This is a genomic window from Streptomyces sp. NPDC050997, assembly GCF_040660135.1.
Taxonomy (GTDB): Bacteria; Actinomycetota; Actinomycetes; order Streptomycetales; family Streptomycetaceae; genus Streptomyces.
Genome location: NZ_JBFAGK010000003.1, coordinates 36,011 through 57,862, shown reverse-complemented (window position 1 = coordinate 57,862; position 21,852 = coordinate 36,011). Strand labels below are relative to the sequence as shown.

At 68.2% G+C, this 21,852-nt stretch carries 15 protein-coding genes; 6 read left to right on the top strand and 9 right to left on the bottom strand.

What is annotated here, in order from left to right; all coding sequences use genetic code 11:
- The first annotated feature begins 154 nt into the window (after positions 1–154).
- Together AB0H86_RS06680 and AB0H86_RS06675 are read left to right on the top strand one after the other, a co-directional pair.
- Positions 155–1,897, top strand: coding sequence for a hypothetical protein (locus AB0H86_RS06680; RefSeq protein ID WP_362433831.1), 1,743 nt, complete (start codon positions 155–157; stop codon positions 1,895–1,897).
- 123 nt (positions 1,898–2,020) lie between these two features.
- Complete coding sequence (locus AB0H86_RS06675) at positions 2,021–2,326, top strand: hypothetical protein (RefSeq protein WP_362433829.1); 306 nt, start codon at positions 2,021–2,023, stop codon at positions 2,324–2,326.
- 237 nt (positions 2,327–2,563) lie between these two features.
- On the opposite strand, the gene AB0H86_RS06670 is transcribed toward AB0H86_RS06675, so the two are convergent.
- Both AB0H86_RS06670 and AB0H86_RS06665 read right to left on the bottom strand, forming a co-directional pair.
- Positions 2,564–3,265: a hypothetical protein gene (locus tag AB0H86_RS06670; protein ID WP_362433827.1), complete on the bottom strand. Its 702-nt coding sequence runs from the start codon at positions 3,263–3,265 to the stop codon at positions 2,564–2,566.
- A 647-nt stretch (positions 3,266–3,912) separates the two neighbouring features.
- The gene (locus AB0H86_RS06665) at positions 3,913–4,128 is read right to left on the bottom strand and encodes a hypothetical protein (protein ID WP_362433825.1); all 216 of its coding nucleotides are present in this window, start codon (positions 4,126–4,128) and stop codon (positions 3,913–3,915) included.
- A gap of 507 nt (positions 4,129–4,635) precedes the next feature.
- Between AB0H86_RS06665 and AB0H86_RS06660 the strand changes: the two genes are divergently transcribed.
- Positions 4,636–6,759: a hypothetical protein gene (locus AB0H86_RS06660; RefSeq protein ID WP_362433823.1), complete on the top strand. Its 2,124-nt coding sequence runs from the start codon at positions 4,636–4,638 to the stop codon at positions 6,757–6,759.
- Entirely contained in the window at positions 6,756–7,166 is a 411-nt protein-coding gene (locus tag AB0H86_RS06655) for a hypothetical protein (protein ID WP_362433820.1), read from the top strand. The genes AB0H86_RS06660 and AB0H86_RS06655 overlap by 4 nt, the downstream gene beginning before the upstream one ends.
- 665 nt (positions 7,167–7,831) lie before the next feature.
- Here AB0H86_RS06655 and AB0H86_RS06650 read toward each other — a convergent pair.
- From AB0H86_RS06650 to AB0H86_RS06625, 6 genes are all read right to left on the bottom strand, one after another.
- Positions 7,832–10,984: a hypothetical protein gene (locus AB0H86_RS06650; RefSeq protein WP_362433818.1), complete on the bottom strand. Its 3,153-nt coding sequence runs from the start codon at positions 10,982–10,984 to the stop codon at positions 7,832–7,834.
- On the bottom strand, positions 10,981–12,258 hold the full coding sequence (locus AB0H86_RS06645) for a hypothetical protein (RefSeq protein WP_362433815.1): 1,278 nt from the start codon (positions 12,256–12,258) through the stop codon (positions 10,981–10,983). Before AB0H86_RS06645 ends, AB0H86_RS06650 begins: the two co-directional genes overlap by 4 nt.
- Positions 12,248–13,528, bottom strand: a complete 1,281-nt coding sequence (locus AB0H86_RS06640) for a hypothetical protein (protein ID WP_362433813.1) — start codon at positions 13,526–13,528, stop codon at positions 12,248–12,250. Before AB0H86_RS06640 ends, AB0H86_RS06645 begins: the two co-directional genes overlap by 11 nt.
- A complete protein-coding gene (locus AB0H86_RS06635; RefSeq protein WP_362433810.1) occupies positions 13,521–14,891 on the bottom strand; it encodes a Wadjet anti-phage system protein JetD domain-containing protein in 1,371 nt (456 codons plus the stop codon). The genes AB0H86_RS06640 and AB0H86_RS06635 overlap by 8 nt, the downstream gene beginning before the upstream one ends.
- 187 nt (positions 14,892–15,078) lie before the next feature.
- Entirely contained in the window at positions 15,079–15,345 is a 267-nt protein-coding gene (locus AB0H86_RS06630) for a hypothetical protein (RefSeq protein WP_362433808.1), read from the bottom strand.
- Between the two features lie 32 nt (positions 15,346–15,377).
- Positions 15,378–16,853 (bottom strand): NF041680 family putative transposase, encoded by a 1,476-nt coding sequence (locus tag AB0H86_RS06625; RefSeq protein ID WP_362433806.1) that lies wholly within the window; start codon positions 16,851–16,853, stop codon positions 15,378–15,380.
- Positions 16,854–17,420: 567 nt separating this feature from the next.
- Between AB0H86_RS06625 and AB0H86_RS06620 the strand changes: the two genes are divergently transcribed.
- Complete coding sequence (locus AB0H86_RS06620; RefSeq protein ID WP_362433804.1) at positions 17,421–17,810, top strand: hypothetical protein; 390 nt, start codon at positions 17,421–17,423, stop codon at positions 17,808–17,810.
- Positions 17,811–17,987: 177 nt separating this feature from the next.
- Positions 17,988–19,481 carry a hypothetical protein gene (locus AB0H86_RS06615; protein ID WP_362433801.1) on the top strand — a complete coding sequence of 498 codons (1,494 nt, stop codon included), beginning with the start codon at positions 17,988–17,990 and terminating at the stop codon, positions 19,479–19,481.
- 175 nt (positions 19,482–19,656) lie between these two features.
- On the opposite strand, the gene AB0H86_RS06610 is transcribed toward AB0H86_RS06615, so the two are convergent.
- On the bottom strand, positions 19,657–21,744 hold the full coding sequence (locus AB0H86_RS06610; protein ID WP_362433798.1) for a DNA methyltransferase: 2,088 nt from the start codon (positions 21,742–21,744) through the stop codon (positions 19,657–19,659).
- Between the last annotated feature and the right edge of the window lie 108 nt (positions 21,745–21,852).

Sequence of the window (21,852 nt, the reverse complement as noted above, 5' to 3'; positions counted from 1 at the left end):
TGCCGATCCCGGCGCCGGAGGAAGCCTTCTCGGACCGCGTCCCCCCGGCCCCAGCCCTCGGACCGCTTCCCCTGCGCCCGGCTCGGGCCCGCTGGCAGGAGTGAAGAGGCCGGGTGTGTCGCGCCGGGGCCGGCGACCTGCTGATAATCACGCTGTGGCTGTCCACCCGAAGACCGCAGAGACCAACGTCCGGCTCCCGCCCTGCGCCTTCGGTGCGCTGGCCGCTGTCATGACCAGGCAGGGCACCTCGCGGGATGCGACCGTGCGCCGGTTGATGACCGAGCACGTCGAGCGGCAGGAGCAGGAGGATCCCGACGACAGGCTGACGCACATCTCCACAGTGCTGCGCTATCCGCCGCCGCCCCGCTGGCGAAAGGATCCCCGCCAGGACCGGCCTCTGCGGCTTCGGGCTAGCGCCGACCTGCTGGAGCGGGCGCGCGCGGTATCGCTGGTACTGCCGGGGCAGTACCAGCGCGCCTTCCGCGACTACCAGAGCCGTGCACTGACCGACGCCGTAGTGACGGCCATCGCGGTGGCCGAACGGTTCACGGACGAGTTCCTGGACGGGCTGCTTCCCCTTCTGCACCACCGCGCTGCCCGCAACCTGTGGAGGCTGGCGACCGCCGGGCTCTGCACCGGTCCGGAGCGCGCTCTCCTGGAGGCGGCCGTGGTGGTGCGCGAAACGACAGCCGAGACAACCGAAACCGTGCTGGACACAGACGCGCAGCACCTGCTGGCGGTTGTGAAGGCCCTCGAGAAGGACGTGGCCTGGCACTCCCCGGCCCGCTTCCAGGTCGCTGCCAATATCGCCCGCGAACTGCTCACCGGCCCGCAGGCTGACGCCAACGAGCGGCTGCTGCAGGAGGAGGGCGAGGACTGGAACGAGTTGTACCTGGACACCCTCTACGCCGACGAGGGCCGTCGGGCCTACCTGCAGCGGGGGACCACGAACTACGACTGGAGTGGGCGCGGCGGCGGCGCGGTATGGCGGGCCGAGCGCCAGGTCAGTCTGGGCAACTTCGGGGACTGGCTCACCAGCCACATCCAGACGGACACGGCCGACTACGTGGTCCGTCCGCCCGGCTGGGTGCTGTCCCGTCCGCCCGGCTGGCACGCGGTCGCGCCTGACCCCCCACACACCGGCCGGCTGCCGCAACCGTACGCGACATGGACGGACGAGGGCCGCGCCCTGGCCTTTCCCTACCGCGACAAACAGGCCGTGTGGCCACTCCAGCGCCAACCCAACCGGCCGGGCTTCGATCCCGTGCCCGGCGCCGAGGCACTCCTCGCCCCCGCGACCGGCCTGAAGCCCGAGCAGGTCCTCAGCTACATCGAGGCCCTGCTCGTCGACTGGAACCACCAGTTCGACGCCGACGCCGACGCCGACGCCGACGCCGACGCCGACGCCGACGCCGACGCCGACGCCGACGACGACCCCGACCTCCGCCTGGCCCTGGACGTCCCCGTGGGCCCGGCGTACGACTTCGGCCTCATCAGCGCCGAGGAACGCCAACGCGCCATGGCCGAGGCACGCGCGGCAACTCTGAACAGCATGGATGAGGTCATCGACCTCCTCACTGATGACGGCTCCGACGAGGGGGATCTGCAGTACCTACGACAAGTGCGTGGAAATGTCCGTCAGTTCGCGCACGTGGCCAGCCGCCTCGACCCGTCGGCCGGTGCACGGTTCCGGGTGCACAAGGCGACGTGGCGGTGGCCCGGGCTGTCGGTGGCCGGCGAGTTCCTCGCCGGTACCTCCACCGACCTGGTGCAGTGGCTGGCTACCGTCGCGCACGCACGCAGCGCCCTGATCACACAGCAGTCGATGCAACAGGCATGGACCTACGCGTTCGACCGCTACGCCCCCAGAGCCCGCAGCGCCCGACGCCAGGTGTGACACCCACCGATACAACACCGAAGAACCCTCCTCGTAGAACTGGATGCAGGCCGAGCAAAAACGCCCGGATTCCTGACATCTCGCGTACCGCACCCGTACGCCCGCTCAAGGGGGAGACCTTCGATGCACAACCCGAACCGACCGCTGATCTCGTCCGCTGCCACCGGCATCAGCGGCATCGCCCTGGCCCTGATCGGCGCCCCGTGGTGGCTGACCGCCCTGGCCTTCACCTGCTTCGCCCTCGGCCTGCTCGTCACTGCCATCCAGTCGGTCTTCCCCCAGGACTCCGCCCACCGGCTGGCCTGGTGGCGCGCCCGCTGGAATCACCGGCAGCGCCGCCAGAACACAGCGCCCACCGGTCGTCGGAGCAACCGGCCCGCCCCGGGAGCCACCGGGCCCCGTCCCAACCCGCGCAAGACCAGCGAATGACGGTCCGCTGGCAGGGACCGACGACGAGGGCGGCATCGTGCCGCCTCGTCGCTCTGGCTCAGGCCCCGTCTGCCGGGCCTTCGGTGTGAGGTCTGGGTCCTTGATGAGTCGCCCGAAGGCTGGCTGTAACCGGGCGGCCTCCCGGCATACGGCCGGGTCGAGGGTGGGGTCGCGAATCTGGACCGAGTCGGGCAGCTCGAAGGGGAACGTCAGCCGGGCGGAGCAGCTGGGTGCCCGTCAGTTGGTGGGGTAGGCGGTCGTGGTGCCGTCGCCGACGCGGGTCTGGGTCACGGGCAGGCCGAAGCTGCCCTTCCAAGCCAGCGCGAGAATCTTCCGTTCGGGAGCGTCGGCGCGAGCGAGTTCGATTTGCAGCGGGCGGCGTACGACATACCGTGGATCGCCGTCGGGTGTGCCGAACGCGAAACGCACACCGACCGCTCCGGCCTCGACTCCCGCACCCCACAATTCTCCCCGGTGTACCAGCGGTCGAATCGCGACCTGCCCTTCACCCGAGAACAAGCGGTCCGGTCGCCCGGCCATATACAGGCCCCACCCTTCCGGCAAGGTTCCGTCCCGAAACAGGTAGTCCAGCAGTGCCTCCTTGCTCGCGCTGCTGTGCAACGCTCGCACCGGATTTCCTTCGTGGCTGAGGGCACCGGCAGCCACGGCCCCCCACAGCAGTTTGAGGAGCCATCGCTCCAGCTCATCGCCGTTGACGAGGGCGAACTCGGCACCATGAGGATCGGGAACGCGCCGCTGGTCTTCCTGAAAGTGCCACAGGACACGGAACGCGCTAGACGCACTGACGTCGAGAGGCGAGAGAGCACTGTTGTGCCGCTGGCACAGGATGTTCGCGGCCAGAGCAGATACGGGTAGCTGGTGAGTGCTGCCCTTCTGCCAGGGCATGCCCAGCACGGTGATGGTCTTGCCGTTCGTCATGCCCCGAAGGACGTCCGCCGACAGCCAGTGTTCCCGTGAGATCTTTTCCGAGCAGTCCCTGCTGGCGGCCGCGTAACACTTGGGGTGCATGTATCCGGTGCGCGCCCCGGCAAGCAGAGGCATGGCGCTTGGCCACAGCCACCGGCCGTCGCTGCGATCGGAGTGGCAGCGACGTGTCTGCCTGCCGCTGCCACACGGGCAGGGGTCCTTCCGACGCGGACCTTGGAACTCGTGATCAGTGCGAGTGAACGACCGGGGCCACTCGACGGGCGCAGAAGGAAGGGCCATCGTCCAAGTTTTAGTGCCGGCCAGTCGCTTCCGCACCAGGAACAGGCGGGTCCGAACGGACAGCGGCGAGCTGTTCCAGGACGGCGCGCAGATCGTCGCGACGGATCTCGGGGGTGAGCCACCGCCGGGCCGGGCGGGTGCTGCGTGGGGACGGCAGACAGCCGCGGAGGCCGGACTTACAACGGAGCCTCGGCGAGCACGCGCCAGACCCTGGAACACCGACTCCTGATAGGTCATCTGCTCCCGGAGGCGCGCAGCAGCCACCGGCCCAGAGCATCCTCGTCGGTGTCGCGCAGGAAGTGGTCCTCCAGCCGCACGTACATGTCCAAGATCTGCAGCAGATCCGCATCGCTCGCGTCCTAGCGGTACTCGTTCCCGCACGCCAGCGACACCCGCGCGGCATCAGCCAGCGCCCACGGCGTGTACTTGCGGTACGAGCTCTCCAGCCACGACGACCCCAACGAATAGGCTGCCGACGCTCCCGCGATCAGCGGCAGCAGGGCACTGGTCCGGTGCCTGCGAACCCGCGCCACATAGTCCCGATCCCTTACCCGACTGCCTGGTGCCCGCGTCATGCGCTCAAGGATCTCGCGCCCGCGTCTGCGCTGTCCTGCCCGTTACCGCCCGCTCCCAGGGACCAGCACCGGTGACCGCGACCGATGTGCCCTCTGCGGACAGCCGCTGCGCCCCGCCGTATACCCGGCTCAGGGTCCCGGCCCTTACGCGGTCGGCCCCGGGGCCGCGACGAGACAGCAGCGGTACTTTTCCGGGCAAATCCTGAATGGAGGCTCGGGCGGTCCTTTCTGACGGTTCAATAGTTATGCGACTGCCCGCCCGGGTAGTGCCGCACGCTCTCCCACGCCTCGGTCACGGCCGGCGTGTGAAGCCGTTTCCGCTGCCAGACCGGCATCCGGAACGGGTGTGCGGTGCTCCGAGCGGGAACAGACGACCGACCGCCTCCGGCATCGTGTCGTTCCTGTCGGACTCCTGCCTGCCATCCAGGCCTGGGGCCGCAGCCGCGTACTCCCGTACCCGCTGCCGCCCCCGCCGCCTTTGCTGCGGAGCCGGCTGGAAGGACCTCGATGGCACAGACCTTCAGCCCGCCACCCGCCGACGACCCGTACAGGCTCCTGGATCGCCTGCAGCCGATTCAGCCCCCTACCGGCCAGGCTCGTACCGCGCTCGTCAAGCAGTTCAAGGGCGACCCGCTCGGCGAGCTCGTCGCCGCCACCGCCCTCGGCCCCGAGGCGGCCAAGCACATACGCGCCAAGTTCCCCAAGACGCTGCCCAGCGGGGACAGGGCCGAGCTGCGGATGTTCCAGTCGAGCCCCCTCGCTGGCGCTCTCGTTCTGCAGCCGCGCTTGGCCGATGCCGAGGCATCCCCCGCCGACCCGCTCTACGACCAGCTCATCGAGGCGATCCAGAGCGGTGACACCCTGCCGGACCTGGACGACCTCGTCATCAGCGCCGGCAGGTTCGGCAGTGAGGACGGCTGGCTCGTCCTCAATGTCGACAGTCAGGACAGACTCGAAGTCGCCGTCCGCCGCATCACCGACCAGACCCAGGAGCGCAACGACAAACGCTTTATGGTCGCCACCGAGGGCATCTCGGACCGCATCATCATGGTCCCCCTCGTGATCCGGCATGACGGCAAGGAGACCCGACGCTTCCTCACCGTGGATGGCATCTCGCGCACCACTGCCGCCTTCGCCATCCTGGGCCTGGATCCCGCCGTATGCGCGGTCATGACCCAGGACAGTGTCGGCGACCTCATCCGCGAGAAAGCCCGTGAAGTCAACGGGGAATTGCGCGACCTGCGCGAAGAGTCGACCCGTCTCCGTGCTCAGCCCGAGGGAGCCCGCGGTGAGGGCGAGGCCAGCTTCGCCACGCGCGTCGGTGAGACCGCTGCCCGCTGGCGCGCCCTGCAGTGCGATGTCGAGCTCTGGAGCCCGGCCCCTGATGTGGACGTCCACCGCTTCGTGATGGAGGTCGTCAGCCTGATCCACCACCAGCAGCAGGCCCACTCCCACACCTCCAAGCGCCGCACCATCCACGAGGCTGTGCTGTCCGACTTGACACAGGCCGCACCTCAGTCCCTCATCGAGCGCCAGCGCCAGCAGGATCGCGGCCCGCTCCGTAGCGGATGGGACTACCTCGACTGGGCCTACCAGGCCATCGCCGATCTGATCGATCCCACATGGCGCCCGCACATCGCCGCGACCCTGCGCCGCGAACTGAAGATCAGCCGGTGCCACGCCAAGCAGTTCAGCGAGCTGGCCGGAGCCGTCATCAGCCGCCCCCTGCAGTCCCTCGACCGCAAGCACTGGAAGGGAAACGAGCACCAGCAGTCCCGACTTGAGATCGGACAGCGCGCGTGGACCCGCGATGCTATCCCCAAGCACGTATGGAACCGAAAGGACCGCCTGCCGGACTACCGGGTGACGAAGGAGCAGCTGAAAGAATCCGCGGAGGCCGTCAGCAAGGCAGCAGCCGCCGCGCCCCAGGGGCTCGTGAACGACGACAAGCGAATCGAGACCGGCGACGCGATGCTCGGCAACCACATCGCATTCCTCCTCGTGGTCGGTGCCATCGCCACGACGTTCACGGGGGCACTGCGCACGGACACAGGGTCCGGCCGTCAGACCGAGGACCTGCTGGAGCAGGACATCCCGGCCGCCTTCACCACGGCCCCGGTGTCGGTCGTCCTGGAGATGATGCACGCCTCACCGTGGGGCCCCGCCCAGCTGGAAGAGAACATCACGGCGTTCGTGACCTCCTTCGATGAACGCCGACGCGCCAATCCGCGTCGGATCTCCCCACAGGCCCCGTACAGCCCGCTGGAGGACTTGGAGGCCGACAGCGCGTACATCCGCACCTTCGCGGCCAGCATCGAGAAGGGGCAGGCGGAGAAGCGGGAACAGAAGAGGCTGCAGGAGCGTGCCAAGCAGGCGAACCCGGTGGCCGAGGCGCTGGAGGTCCTGCCCAGCCATCTGCGGGCCGCCGAGACGTCCGTCCAGACACTGCACAAGGCGAGCCTTTCCAAGATCACATGCTCCGCGGAGCTGATGGCCGCGCTCCACGAGCAGGCGGACACAGTGGCCTTCCGACTGAAGGGCCTGAAGATGAATTTGCAGGAACGGGAGCAGAAGGAGGCGGACGCCAACCTCAGCCGACCCGAGGAACGGGGCGAAGGGGACACCCTGTGACGACGCTTCCCCCAGGGATCGCCCCACTGCTGCCAGGCACACTCCTGCGTAGGTTCTACGACCTGGCCGCAGACGCCCTGGGAGACCGGCTGCTGCGCCGGCAACCGGCCAAGATCGCCCTGTGGGCACTACCCGACTACGCAGGCGACGAGTACAAGGCGGTCTACCTCCTCGGTTCGGGAACGTTCGACCTGCTCTACACGGGGTCCACGGGCCGCGGTCCCGGCACCGTCCGGGCGCGCGTCGACGAGCACCGCCGGGACCCCCGCAAAGCCGAGGTCACCTGGGTACTCGTGCTCCCCATACAGCGCGACGCCGATGCTGAACAGGCCGAAGGGGAGGTCGGTCGTTTGCTGGGCAGACCGCCGCTCTCCTGGCGGCTCCCGCGGTCACACCGCACAGACTGAGCAGTCCGGCCGCCCACGAGCTGACCGAAGACCCGTGCTGCGGGCCCTGGGCGGGGACACCCCTTCCGGGGCCCGCCGTCAGACCGAGTCCGAGCGCGTGCGGGTGGGGTGGTGGACCAGTTCCATGCCGAGGACCAGCAGTAGTTGCGTCCGGCCTGGTCGAACTGCTCCTGCAGCGTGGGCTCACAGAAGAGGTGGGCCAGCTGTCCGGCCTCGGTGGCGAGGTCACCGCGCTGGGCGAGGTAGTCGGCCATGGAAGCGCGGTGGACAGCCCGGGCACGCTTGGTCATAGAGCGTGGCTGCGGGCGCGGTCGGTGGTGACAAGCTGGTTGGCTGGCCTGGTGCAAGGAGGTTGATCTCAGCGTATCTGTGATCAGGAGGAGGATCTGGCGGGTGCCCGTCGAACCGTTTCCGTGGGTGTCAGTGCGCGCTCCTAAGGTGTGGACACGTCAGCGAGGCCCACGCGCCCGGCCGGTGAACTCCCGGTCGATCTAGCCCGGTTGCAGTGCCCTACGGTCACGGGCATCCCGAGGTGCCGTACGACTTCGAGGACACTGATGACGGGTGACGAGGGGAGGGAGGATGAAGACGACGAGGAGAGCCGTGCTCCGGCTGCGGGTGCCGAGGTCGGGCCAACGGCCGTTGGCGGATGCGCAACACGTCGTTCAGGATCGGCTGACCACGAGATCATTCAAGGTGAGCTTGACGCGGCGCCGGTTGGCGTCGAAGCCGTACATGGCAGTGGGCCGGTTCAAGGGGTCGGATTTCGAGTAGTAGCGGAACTGCAGTACCTGGCCACACATCGGCCCCACGTCCGCCATCAGGCCGTCCTGGCAGGTGGCCAACACGGTGATGCCGTGTTCTAGCGCGGCGTCACGCAGTGCGGCGATCACTTCGCGACGGTGCTCCGCGCCGAGTGAGTCACCGAGTTCGTCCAGGATGAGGACGCGGCCCCGCGCGTCGGGTGCGGCCAGCAAGGCGGCCAGGACGAGATGGATGGAGAACAGCTTCTCCTGGGCGGTGTTGGTGGGCGCATCGTAGGCCAGCAAGGAGCCGCCGGGGTTGCGCTGCCACCGGGGCACGACATGGCAGATCCACTGGCCCTCGGCGCTCTCCGGCGCGCTTACGTTGTAGAGCAGGTCGGCTGCGTACCCCTCTTTTTTGTGCAGCAGGTTGAGCTGGTTGCTGATGCGCTCCAGCGAACTGTGCACGCGTTCCTTGATGGACTCCTGGGTTTCTTCGAGGGCCTGGCGTGACTCCTCGACGAGGTCGTGGAGGTAGCTCTGTTCGTCCTCCCGCTCCCGTCTTTTCACCTCCACCTGCTCCCGAGCTCCTGCGTCCCGCTCCTCGTACTCATCCAGCCACGTCTTCAGCGCGGTCAGCGAGCCACGGAAGATGGTGTCGTGCGGATCGTGGGTGTGCGCCTCGTGATGGTGCAGGGCGTCGGCGATCTCCACGGTGGCCACACCGGTGGTTGCCGTGTCTGCGGCGAGCCTCGTCAGCGCCGCCGTCAGCCGGGACCGGCTCTCGCTGCGAAGGTCCGCACAGGTGCGGACCTCGGGCGGGCGCTCGGTGTCCCGCGGTACGACGGCGTAGGAGTTGATGCCGTCGGCCGGCTCCGCGCCGGGCTCATCCTCGGGCAGGCAGCTCCAGTTGAGCTCCTCCAAAGCCTCCTCCTCAGAGCCCGTCCAGATCATCCGTGCCCGGTCGGTGCTTGACCCTCTGCGGAGCTCCTCCAGCTTCTCCTTCCTCCGCGTCGCCTGCGCCCTGTCGTCCTTCAGCTTCCGCAGTTCGCCCTCGAGCTTGTCAGCGCGCTCCTTCGCGGTGAGGAACGCCGTCTGAGCCTCATGCGCTGTCTCGCTTGCCTCTTTGGCCAACGTACGCAGCCCGGGCAGCGCGGCAACGCACTGGGCGTGGGTGTCCTCGAGGTCGCGGATCTTGGGAACGAGCCGCTGTGCGAGCTCTTGGGCCTCGGCCCGTTTGATGTCCCGGCGCAGTTCGGCGATCCGGCGACGGTGCAGGTCGGCTGCGGTCTCCAGCGCAGCGCACTGGGCCCGGGCCTGGTCCCGCCGCCCTTCAAGGTGGGCGCAGATGTCTTCTTGGCCAGCGATCGGCTTCTCGAAGCCTCCGATGATGCGGACCCCCAGCCCAGACAGCCAGGCATGCGGAGGAACCGTCACCTCGGTGGCATCGGCCAGGGCATGCAGGAACGGCACCGCCAGGGGATCGGCGTCCAGGATGCCCTCGGGCAAGCCATCCGGGGCGCCGGAACCTGCCGCTTCCGGTTCGCTCGACGGCCCGCAGATGAGGATGGTCCCGGGCAGAGTGCTCACCGCACGGCTGGCATCCTCCAGGGCATCGGAGGCGACACACACCGCCTCCCTCCACGGCGCCAGGCGGGCCTCCCACTGAGACCGCGCCTCAGGACGGACGCGAGTGGTGGCCATCAGCCCCACCCTCCGGTGGGACGTTGCCCCCTCCAGGGCCCGCAACGCCGCCCCCGCCTGGCCGGTGCGCCCCTCCCGGGCCTCGGCGAGCTCTCCCTCCAGCGCCCTGACACGTTCCTCGGCCAGCAGGAGTTCCGCCTTCACCTCGAGCTGACGTGCCTCCTGGTCGCTGACGTGCTGGGCGAGCTCGGTGGGGGAGGGGCCGGCGTAGTCCTCGGCCTGCTGCCGCGCCTGGCGGTGATCCTGCTGCGCCCGCTTCAAGTCGCCTCGAAGCAGTCCCACCTTCTCGTTGGCCTCCTCCACCTCCCGCTGATGCTCGTCGCTGCGCACCTGTGCGGAACGGGCCGATTGCCGGAGCTGGCCGATGTCGCGGGCTTTGGTGAGCTGGCCCTGCACTGCACCATGCCGCGCAGCCAGAGCTGCCAGATCATCCTCGACACGGGCGAGGCTGCTGCCGATCCGGCGCTCGTAGACAACGGCATCAAGGGTGGCGCGTGCCGATCCCAGGCGCCAGAAGCGGTGAGCCCGGCCGGCCTCCACCCGGGCCCGTTGCCGGGTTTCGACAGAGTGAAGGATGATTTCCTCTTCGTGCCAGGACTTCTCGGCGTCGGCCAGTTTGTCGGCCAGGTTCTTCTGCGTCCTAGCCAGATCCTTGCGGGCCTGTACGTCCGTGGCGAGCATGCCGGCCTTGCCGGTGAGATCGAGCAGCGCCTCCCCGATCTGCACGGACGTGAAGGTGCCCGCATCCAGCTTCAGCAAAGAGGGCCGCGACCGCATACCGCCGCGGCTGATGATGTAGGCCAGCAGACGCGGGGCGCGGCCGTAGAGGACCTCCGCGTAGTCCGTGGCCCCCAGGGCTTTACCACCGAGCGCGCGGAAGAACCCTGGAGCCAGCTCGTGCTGGCTGCGATCGTCTCCGCCGAGTAGAAGGTGCACCCCTTCCTTGTGTCGTACCTCGATGTGCGGTGACTTGGCCGATACCTGCAGCCACACGGTGTGCGCGCTGCCCAGCGGATCCTCGGGTTCGGCGAAGACGCCCACCACATAGCCGATCGAGGCGGCCTCGTTCACCTCTGGCGATGCGCCGGCGGTGACGGGCTCGAACAGCAGCTTGGGTGCGTGCACGGAGCCACCGCCCGTCATGCGCCATTCCGGGTCTCCCAGCAAGAGGGCCAGGGCAGACAGGAAGCTGGTCTTTCCCGACTCATTGGAGTCCTTCGGCCCCCGCCCGGTCACCGCGACGAAGGTGCCGGGGACGATCGCCACCGGGTGGGAGGTCAAACGGGCAATGGAGAACGTCTGGACAGCGACCAGCTGACGGGTACCGATCACTCCCCGCTTGCCACGTGCACTAGGGATCTGCTGACTCACATGCGGTCCGTCTCTGTCGGGATCTCAGATAACTCGCCGCGAGACGCGGGGACTTCGAGGCCACGCCGCCGACGGATGGCGGCGGCCAGCTGCCCACCGGGCCGACCGACCAGGATCAGGTCCTCCCAGAGCAGGTTGCTGCGGGCCTCGCTCATGCGCTCCAGGGCGGGACCGGGCAGGTAACGGCCCGTGGTGGTCTCCGCGACCATGCCCGCCGCCCGCAGCCTGCGCAGCGCCGTCCTCATCGCGGCCTTGGAGATCCGCCGGTTGGAGGCGAGCTCCGCCAGGGTGACGGTGTGGGCTTCCCCCGTCCAACGGTTGTGCCGGTGCCGCCCCCGAGCTCTCGGAATCGCCACCGTGTGCAACAGGACCAGGGCCAGCACGGCCCGGTCCACCGCGGCGAGGGTCCCGACCTCCTCGGCCACCAGGGCGTCGGCGAGCGGGTCACAAAACCCGGTGACCCAGTTGCCCTCCGCTGTCTGCAGCAGTTGCCGCCCGCACGGCAGCAATGCCTGATCCACCGCGGCCCGCATCGCCGGATCAGCCAGCATCGGCAGCTCACCCCGGGGCACCGGCCGACGAGCCGTCTCCAGTGTGGCGATCACTGATCGCACCACATATCCATCGGACATCTCAAGCGCCGTTTCGGCATCGGCCTGGACCTCATGCGGCGGCACCGCCGAATCCGGCTCCCCGCTCGCCTGCTCATCCGCCCCGGGATCCGGCAGCAGATGGTGTCCGCGGCGCAGGCCTTCCACCACCACAGCAGGAAACGCCGCAACGGCTGCCCCCAGCCGCAGTTCGTCCCCGTCCATGGAGATCAGGCCGGCCTCTGGCAAGGTCCGCTCAAGTGCCCGCTCCACCGCTTCGCGGTCCGCGCCCAGTTGAGAACACAACGCCACAATGGCGGCACGCCTAAACGGCCCGCCCGGAAACGGCGCGCGCTCAGGCCGCGGCCACGCCGCGCGCAGGCAGGCCGCCCACACCAGGGTCGGCACCGGCGACAAACCAATCCGGAGCGCCGGCGCCAGCCCAGCAGCCGGTGCCGTCTCACCGTCCCACCCCAAGACCAGCACATCAGCCAGCTGGCCCACCCCGTGCACGCGGATCACCCGGCGTCCGATTCGGGCGGCCGCGGCCGCAGCGGCAACCGCCACGGGACCGGTCGTCTCGGCCGACGTCACTCCAGCGGCCCGCAACCGCCCCAGAAGCAACGCTGCTTGAAACGCTCTGTCCTCATCCGCCTCACGGATGGCGTCCTGTTCAGAAGCCACCCAAACCCCCATCGGACCTCTGAGCCACATTCTGACGCCGAAGACGCAGGGGATGCAGATAGGTGACGGAGGCCTCCGGATCGGCTAGCAAACCGTCCTCCACCACGACCGTATAGGGCTCGTCAGGATCGGCACTCAGCGCCAGCACATCGGTGATGATCGACGCAGCCGCAGGCCATCCCGCTTCGTACAGCGCCTGAGTGAGATCGACTTCCTCGTCTGCCGCCAACAACTCATCGGCCCGCAGCCGACGCCGCTCCCGTAGATGCGCGTGTGCATCCTCGGCCCACTGCAAAGGATCGTCCTCATCCTCGTCGTCGCCCTCGACCACGAGAGGCCGCACGCGTGCCCGCGAGCGCGGGGCGAACCCCTCCACTGTCTCCAGAAGCTGAGCCGGCTCGATCCACACTGCCGGCACGTCGGCGACCAGTGCCGTACCCACCTGCGACAGCAGCCCGACGTCACCCTGGACCGCGGCGTGGTCGTACTCCTTCACGGTCAGCACGTCAAAGTTCAGACTGCCGCCGCCCTGCTCAAGCACTTTGTCCGCGGCGGCCATGACCTGCAGACGGTAGAACTGCTCCGCCTCGATCAGAGCCGAACCAGCTTCCTCCAGCGCCCAGTCACCACTGAACCGGTCCGTGACCAGCTTGTTCAATTCCTTCACCTGGCGCGTGAACCCCTGATGATCATGCTGTCGATGGGACTCCATCAACTCGGCCGTCGTGCCGGTAGCGATCTGCCGCTGCAAATCCAGAGCGAAAACCCGCAGCGCGTTCCGGCACGACACCAGATAGTCCAGAGCCGCCTCGGGGTCGGGATTGCTGCGATCGAACACCGCCCTCGCCCGATCCAACAGCAAGATCAACTCATCAACACCCCCGTGCTCCGCCAGCCGTTCAGCCGCCAGAGCACCCGCCAGCCCTGCAGGCCGCACGACATACCGGTCCTGATGGGACTTCAGAAGATAGGGCTCAAGGAACCCCAGCCGGATCAGGACAGCCAAACGGCGATCGATCAGCTCCTCCGGCCACCCCGAAGGATTGCCCTTCAATGCCTGCACGACCTCAGCCTTCGACAGCCCGTGCGCCCCGGCATGCTCGGCAAACACTTTCAGGATCGCAAGCGCCACCCGCGCCACCTCCGGATGCTGCGCCACAGCACCAGCATCCTCAGCAACGGGAGCCATGAACGCCCGCCAGTTGGCCAGCTGAACAGCCGCCGCCAGATCCTCCCGATCGCCGTCCCCGAACGCGAGCTGTTCACCCACCGGCCGGCACCGCCTCCAACAGCCCAACCAAGCGAGGCAGCACCTTCCGGTGCAACGGCTCCTGCTCACACGATTCGCCCGAGACCGCGATCTCCGCCGCCAGGGCCCGCAGTTCCACCGGCCCCTCCGCCGCCATCCTCTCCGCCAGCGCGCGCGCTTTCGGATACTGCTCCGGCTCCTGGTCCCGGTAGGGGCCGGCACGCCACATCTCCACTTCCATCCCCACCGGATGCACCTTGCGGTCCAAGCGCCGGGACAGATCATCGATGATGGCAATCCCATCGGCATCCAGGTCTCCCCAGATGGCCATCCGCTCCGGACGCATCCACTCCAGCAGGGCAACCAGCTTGTTGGTGACGTACCCCTTGCCCCAGATGCACAGCCACTGCGACGTGACCTCCGGTATCGCGCACACGCGTTCGAACGTGTCGGAGTTCTCAACCAAGAAGACGCCCCGCCCGCCGTGCTCGACTTCCCCCACCAGCCGCAGAGCGCCAGCAGGCAGAGCGATCCACGGCTTGGCCACCGCAGCGTCGGCAGCCACCGACCCCACCCGCCACCGCAAAGGCCCCCGCACCCGAATATCGACGTCAGCCTCATTGAGCGCCAGGTCAAAGCTCATCCCGACCAGGTTCTCGAAAGCCGCCTGCCGTGGAGGGGTCCACTTCTTCGACCCGCTCAACGCAAGGCCAGCCAACTCCTTGGCGGACAACCGCTCCCCGTCCCGGTACGCCGGCCACCACACAGACGCCGCGCGCACCGCCGCCTCATAGGCAGTCCACGCCTCGGTCGCGACCGCACTGTCCTGCGGCACCCTCAGCGGCGAACCCGCCGGACAGGCATCCAGCAGCACCTGCTCCCGCTCCAACTCCGGTACCGGCGCCATCAACGCAAGCAGTTCCTTGCGTACCTCATCGGGATCCCGCCATCCGCGCAGCTCCTGCAACAGCTCATCCGCCTGCAATGCCCAGGAATGAGACAGGCGCCATGCCAACGGACCGGCGAGCTCGAGATCGTCATCAACCGCGCAACGCAGAACCACACCTCCGCACCGCACCAGCGCCAGAGCTACATCCCACGCCCTGTCTCCGAAACGGGACTCCACCGTGGCCCAAGAGCGCCGCTGCGCCGAGAGCGCCCACACCAGATGCCGACTATCCAAAGTCTCCGGAGGTTCATAAACTGGCTGCTCCCGCGCAGTCACCAGGTCGACTTCCCGAATGCGCAGCAAGCCCCGGCGATTACGCGGTGCGCGGTTCATCCCCTCACGACGTACCGGCACGGACAGAGCATGTGTGCCCTCCGGCACTTCAGCCAGCGATACCCGGATGCGGCCTTCCGCTTCACTGAACAACAGGGCCATAGCGCCCGCCCCGGCACTCACATGCCCTCCCCAGAGACACATCGGACCTTGGACCCAGGCAGATCCACTCTGTCAGGAAGGCATACACAAAGCCTCTTGCGCCCCACAAACAGACAAAGTGAGTTCAATCCAACACTAATCCAAAGCAGGCACAGTGACGTACCGTCACCTGTTATTAGCTTGGCGTTTAACCTCGGCGCTCGATAAGACGGGCGAGTGATTCTGTGGGCCAGCAGAGCCACTGCAGGAGTGGGTCGGTGACCACGAAGCAGTGGGCGCTGACCCAACCTCGCTTCTTGTCCAGGATCTGCGGGGCCTCATCGCGGTAGACGTAGCGGAGATAGCGGCGGCGGATCGGTGCTCCTGCTATCAGCAGTACTGGCGAGGCGACAAGGATGGCCAGCGGGATCAGGGCTTTCACGGCCGTGAGCTTGGCTCTCTCCTCATAGCGCATGCGCTCAGTGTGCTGGTCCTCTGTGTCGCTCGTCAGCCTGTTCTGCGGGGTTTGGTGCCGACCTTGTGGTGGGTGGGACGGCTGTATGCCTCGCCGGTGGCGAGGACGCGTCCCACGTCATGACGGATAGCCGGATAGCGGTTCTTCGAGCCGAGCGGTCGGCCTGGGCCGGGACGAGAGGGTTTCGGTGCACCGGTCGGCGAGCCGGTCTTTGTGTAGAGGTTTCTGAACCCTCTGCGGACGCGGGCGGGTGTGAGCCTGTTCGGCGGAGCCGGTCTCTCCCAGGGGCGTCGGAGGTCGGTAGCCAGCGGACGGGCGAGCCGGAGCTGGGCATAGGCGGCGATCACCAGCCAGGTCCACCGGTCGGCCGCTTCCGAGCTGCGAAGCCGGGGCCTGGTCCAGCCGAGGGTCTGCTTGAACAGGCGAAACGTGTGCTCGATGTCGAAGCGACGGAGGAAGGACTGCCAGCAGCGGTCGACGTCTGCCTCAGCAGCGCCGGTGCCCGACCACCACAGCCATACTGGCTTGTTGACCCCGCCGCTGGGGAGCTTCTCCACGACCAGGCGGATGACGGTGCCTTCGATGACGGGCAGCGGTCCGTCATGGTCGAGCCATGCAGCCCGTTGGGTCAGCCGCGGGTGCAGCCGATCCCACGCTTGCGCGGTCGCCTTCCCGTAGAGCCGGGTGTCCGTGACCGTCACGGCCTGCTCGGCGCCCCAGGTTGCGGTGTCACCGAAGACGAACTCGCTGCCGTGCTTGGGCGGCCGGCCACCCTTGGGGTTGGCCAGGAAGAACTCTTCGCGGGAGGGTGTCGGCCTTCGCATCACCCGGTCTGAACGGAGCCGGCCGAGGATCTCGACGGGCAACCCGGCCAGCAGGTGGGCGATGCGTGGAGCGTCGTATCCGGCGTCCAGCACGACCAGGACCGCCGGGTCACCCGGCCGCCACTGACCGGCAGCCACCAGCCGCTCGACAACCTCGCGGATCTGCACGGTGGTCACCGCGGCGACGTCGGCGCCGGGCTCCAGGCGGACCGCGTCCAGCACCGCCGTCCAGGACGTGCGGCCGGTCTCCAGCGCGGCCACCACCGAGTACGGCCAGCCGGGCACCATCTGATGCTTGCCCTCGCCCCGGCCGAACGTATGGCAAAAGGCCCGGTCAGCACACGTGTTGGCGTCCGGCCGCAGCCACGGCGAGACATCCACCGCCAGCACGAGCCGACCGTCCGCCGCCCTCGGCAACGGCACCCCGGCCAGGGCCCGACGCAGCCGGGCGACGTCGATCCGGCCCTGGTTGAGTCCGCCGTACAGAGCCCCGTGCCCACGACGGTGTTCGGGCGCGAGCGCGAGATCAACCAGCGTCCGCACCGGCCCGTCCGAGCACAGCAGCGCGTCGCATAACTCGAACAACGCGTCGCCCCGGGCGGTCAGACACGCGTACAGCTCCGACCGGAAGTGTGACACTTCCGCGAACGCATCCCGCAGGACGCCCTGATGCACCAAACTCACGACCACGGCCTTCGCGCTGATCCACTCTGTGACGGAGCACAGGATCAGACGAAGGCCGCTTACGTGTCCGCTGAACTGCGAAAAAGCCGACCAAGTTCGAGCCGCGTTCGACGCCGGACCATAAATGACAAGATTAGGGGGTGTTTCGAAAGTCCTGTGCGGTGCCCGCGGTGTCCGGTGCGTGCTCTCGGCGTGCCGGACGAAAGCCCTCGTACTGGACGTACTTGGGGTTTTGGCCGGTGCGGCGAGAGTGCGTGCCGGGCGCCGTGGGTGCTGTGCGGGACTTTCGCAACACCCCCTAGCTCTGACTTCACAGACGGCCCGCGAGGAGCATCGACGCTGTGGAATCGACGCATCCCGCTCGCCAGAGACCTGAACGAGCTACCCGTGGCGCGCCATGCGCCCTCCTGGGACTGTTGACGGCATAGCCCACAACCAGGGGCGCGCCGCCCGTGCAGGTGCGCGTCCTTCCCTCAGCGTCGGTGGGGTGTACGGAGGATGACCAAGTGGCCGCCTGATGCACGTGACCTGTGGCAAGCTCATCTCCCTGGGGGAGAGGAACGACTGATGACCCGTTACCAATGCGGATCGTGCTCGTATCAGAGCGACCATCTCGGCGAGGCTCAACAGCACTCGCACCAGACGGGCCACCTTTGCATCGGCAAGGACAGTGCCGGGCCAGCGGGAGGTAAGTCCGGCAAAGCCAGGGTCGCGGTTAAGGTCGGCGCCAGCGTTCTGGCCGCCACCACCATCGGGGTCCTCACCTGGAAGTACAAGGGGCTTCAAGAAGAGCACGAGGAGCTCCAGACGAAGCACCAGGGGCTCTTGTCCATGGCTGCGGGACTGGTCGTGCAGTTGGCGGAGTCGACGGCGGAGAACGAGAGCCTGAAGTCGGAGAACGACTACCTGAAGTCGGCCACCGGTGCCTCGAAGACGCTCAAGAGCTACGACTGCTGAGTGAGGGCGTACTGCGGGTAGTGCCACTGGCGGACGGGTGCCCCGGAGCTCGATGCCGTTGGAAGGTCGAGCGGGTGCCGGCCCCGCCCGGTGCCAGACCCGTTCTCCGCAGGTCACCCATTCGAGAAGATCAACTGATCGCAGCGGGCCAGCCACCGATCAGCGCAGCGGTCCGAGTTGCAGAACAACGTGGGAACGGCCGCTCAGGCCGGGAGCTGTGGCCTGGTGTTGGGTCTGGCGGGCGGCGAGGGTGCGCTATTTTCGTACCGCATGGAAGACACCTCCCCACTGCGTCAGGCCGTCCTCGCCTGGCTCGAACAGGCACGGGACCTGCCCTCGATACCCCAGGCAATCACCGATGTAGCACTGTCGACGCAGCCAGAGTTCGATGCCGTGATCAACGCGGTGGCGGGCGCCGCGCCGAAATCCGAACACCGCGACCTGTACGGCAAGGCCGAGGACGACTGGGCGCCCCGATGGTCCACGCTCTTGAGCGGATCAGGGCTGGGGGACGCAACCCGTCTGGTTGCCCAGGGGGCGACGGTGCCGGTGGAAGAGGTTGCGGACAGCTTCGTCGCTTTCTGCACGGCGCCCGCGCCAGCAGTGGAGGACTGGCTGTTGCTGACTGGCGACCTCCCCGAGGGGGCACGGATCCCGCTGGGCCGGTACACCCTGCAGACCTTCACCGCCGACGAACTGAGACAGATGGGCCCGATGCCCGCCCTTTACGGCCTTCAGCCGGGCGGTCTCGACCTCCGTCTCCTGGCTGGTGCGCCGTTCGTCCACGCCCCCGATCCGGACCGTGCCTCGGACCGCAGTGGCGCGCCCTGGTTCGATTTCACCGGCCCGCGGCCGGAGGCCCGGCACTGGAGGGCGCTGCTGCCGCTGATCCTGTGGAGCCCCGAACTCCTGCATGTCGACGCGGTGTTCGACGTCGAGCGCGGTCGCGAGTTCGGGCTGCACCCAAACCACGTGCCCACCACCCTCCAGATCTACGAGGACCATGACGGCAGGCAGGAGGAAGTCGAGGTCCGCGAGACTGGCACCTTCCACGTCACCCAGGCGCAACTCCCGCGTCTGCAAGCCTTCTGCTCCGCCGTGACCGCAAAGATCGACGCCGTCATGGACGGCGCCACCAGCAGCCGAAGGCTGCCCAGGAGGCGCGCCCTGCGCCTGGAGCGCGCGGCCCGGCACCTGCTGCAGGCCCACCAGCGCACCCACAGCGACTACGGCGTGTGGGAGCAGGAGGCTGACGAGCTGCACCTGGACTACGTCATCACGCTGGAAGCCCTGATGGCTAGCCCCGACGACAAGCACGAGGGCGTCAGCGAAAGGATCCGGTCCCGTGCAGCCGCCCTGTTCCTTACCCCGTCCCTGCGCCAGCAGGTCGAGACCATTGTGCAGGAGGCGTACAGCGCGCGCTCCAAGTACGTGCACGGGGACGTCCTCAAGGACCAGGAGGAGAGCGAGAAACTGGCCGCCCTGCGTGACCTCAGGCTGATCGTGCGGCAGGTTGTTCTGCGCTGGCTCGTCCTCACCCCCTGCGATACTGAAGACCTCGCACCCCTCCTGGACGCTGCTGCTGCCGGCACCGGCCGCGAACGCGCCATCGACGAACCCCTGCGTGCCTTCTTCCGCGCGACGCCGCCGCAGGACCGCCTCGGGCTCTGAGCCGGACCACAGTGCCGGTCGTGAGCAGTGCGACGCGGCCCGCTGTTCCTCGGTAGGCGACTGGCAGCAGTGCGAGGGCAGTCGCCGGCGGGCGGTCCGCGTACTGGGGCCGTACTCGGTCCTCCTCGCTGGCCCGGGCCAGGCCGGGATGTGGCAGGCACCGGCACCAGGGGAGTCAGGTGGTGTGGAATTCCGCTACCGCCGCCGTGGCTCGCTGGTCTGCCTCTGCTTGCAGGGTCTGCCAGTCGGCGGCTGCCTGGCGTGTTCCTGCCGCGAGGACCGCGGCGCGTACGGCGGTGCGGACATCGCCGGGGCCCACCCGCAGTCCGGCTCCCCTGAGGCTTTGGATTTCCGACAGCGCCTGCGCGGCGGCCTGGTCGAGGTCGGGGGCTGCCCCGGCAGACGTGCCGGCAGCGTCTCGGCACAGCACGATGACGTCGATGCGGTTGGGCTCCGCCGCTGCGGTCTTGGAGAGACTGGTCGCCACTTCGGCGATCACGGCGCGGGTGGTGGTAACGGTGAAGCCGGCGTCGGACAGCGACCGCATCAGAGCGCACCAGCCCGTGGTCTGCGACTGGTGGAAGCTGAACAGGAGGCAGCCGCCGGGCTTGAGGACGCGTCGGCACTCGCGCCATACGCGGGCTGCGGTGGCTTGGAATCCATCAGGGGCGGCGTTCTGTACTTCTTGGACGGCCCGGGTGCTGGGCACGTTCGGGTAGCCCTGGTAGGGGCGCATGGCGCTGAGCCAGGCGTGGAAGAAGTCGGCCAGTTCCGAGTAGTGGACGTTGTCGACGTAGGGGGGGTCGGTGACGATGAGGTCCACGCTGTTGTCGGGGAGATCCGTTCGCGAGGCGTCACCAGTGGTGGTGTATGCCGTTGCGGGATTCCGCACGAACTGCTGCCACGTCGTGCTCAGGGGGCGGGCGACGGGCAGCGAGGACTGGTCGACGGCGAGGATCCGGTCGGCCTCGGCCTTGAAGTCCAGCGGGGTGCTCTTGTACTGGGCCGCTTTGTGCAGCCGGGTGAGCACCCCGGAGAATCCGGCCGATCCTCCCTGGGCGCCCCAGGGGTCTCCTTCGACGCTGCACCTCTCCGGTCGCAGTACGTGGTTGTGGAAGACCGAGCGGACCGGACCGGTACCCTCCCCCTTGTAGGAGCAGAACAGGTTATGGTGTTCGACGGTTCTGCCGAACGATGCGATGAGCGCCTCGCGTTCCGCGGAAGCCCCGGGCAGATCGCGCAGCGCCGCGCCGATCAGTCCGAGGCTGTAACGCTGGCGCTCGTTGAAGAACCGCTCCCAGGAGTCGTACCCCCAGCGCAGCGCCTGGATGGTGCTGACGCCTTCCTCCAGCGCGCCGAGCGGGCGGACGAGCTCATCGGGCGATGTGTCGGCGAGAGACTTCGCCGCCTTGTCGTACAGACAGAGGTCGAAGTCGTCGATCGCCCGGTACTCACGCTGGCCGTCGGCGCGCAGCACCAGCTTCGCGTACATGCGCCGCTCCGGGACGGCGCCGTTCAGCGCAGCAATGACAGGGGTGCGGTGCCCGTGACGACATGTCATGAACCTTCCGCGGGCGGCCCCTTGGAAGGGGAAGGTCATGCCGCAGGCGGGGCAGTGCCCCCTCTCGTCCTTGCTCAGGTCGGTGACGCAGATGCCCCGGCAGCCCGGGCATACGGCCTGGGCGCGTGGGAATCGGCGCGGGTACGCATGGCGGGCGAAGACCCGGGTGGTGAAGAGCTCCACGTCCTCGCCGCACTCCGGGCAGTACGCGAGGGCGACCCAGAAGTAGTGCAGGACCGGCTCGTTGGAGGCGGTGCGGTGCAGTTCCTGGACGGGACGGGCGCACTTCCTGACGACCTGCCCGAAGAGGTCCGCGAGCACCTCTAAATCCCATGGTTGCAGCGCCTGCCGCTGGGTGAGCGTCGCGACGGGGTTGATGTCGCGGCCGACGACGGCGGCCCCGAGTTTGGCCGCCTCGACAAGGGTGGTGCCCGATCCGGCGAAGGGGTCATAGACGACGAGCCCTCGCAGCCTGGCCGCGGCGTCCGCAACGGAGTCGTCCGGTCCGGATACGGCAGCCAACAGTAAGTGGCGTGCGACGCTGCCCAGGCGCCTCGCCCACCACTTGTGCACGTAGGTCGCGGGCCGGTGCACCTCCTTGCGCCACGACTCGTGCTCGGCGATCCGGCTCCACTCCACTGGCGCCGGCCCGGCCTCAAGGAGTGAGACCGGGGGGAGGCCCGCCCCTGGCTTCTCGTTCATGTGTACGCCCCCGGTGGTCCGAACCCGGATCCACCGCCCTCGGATTGGGCAGGAGCAGGTGACGGCCTGTCAACGTGCGTTACTGTAACGGCAGGTAGTGGGGGGATA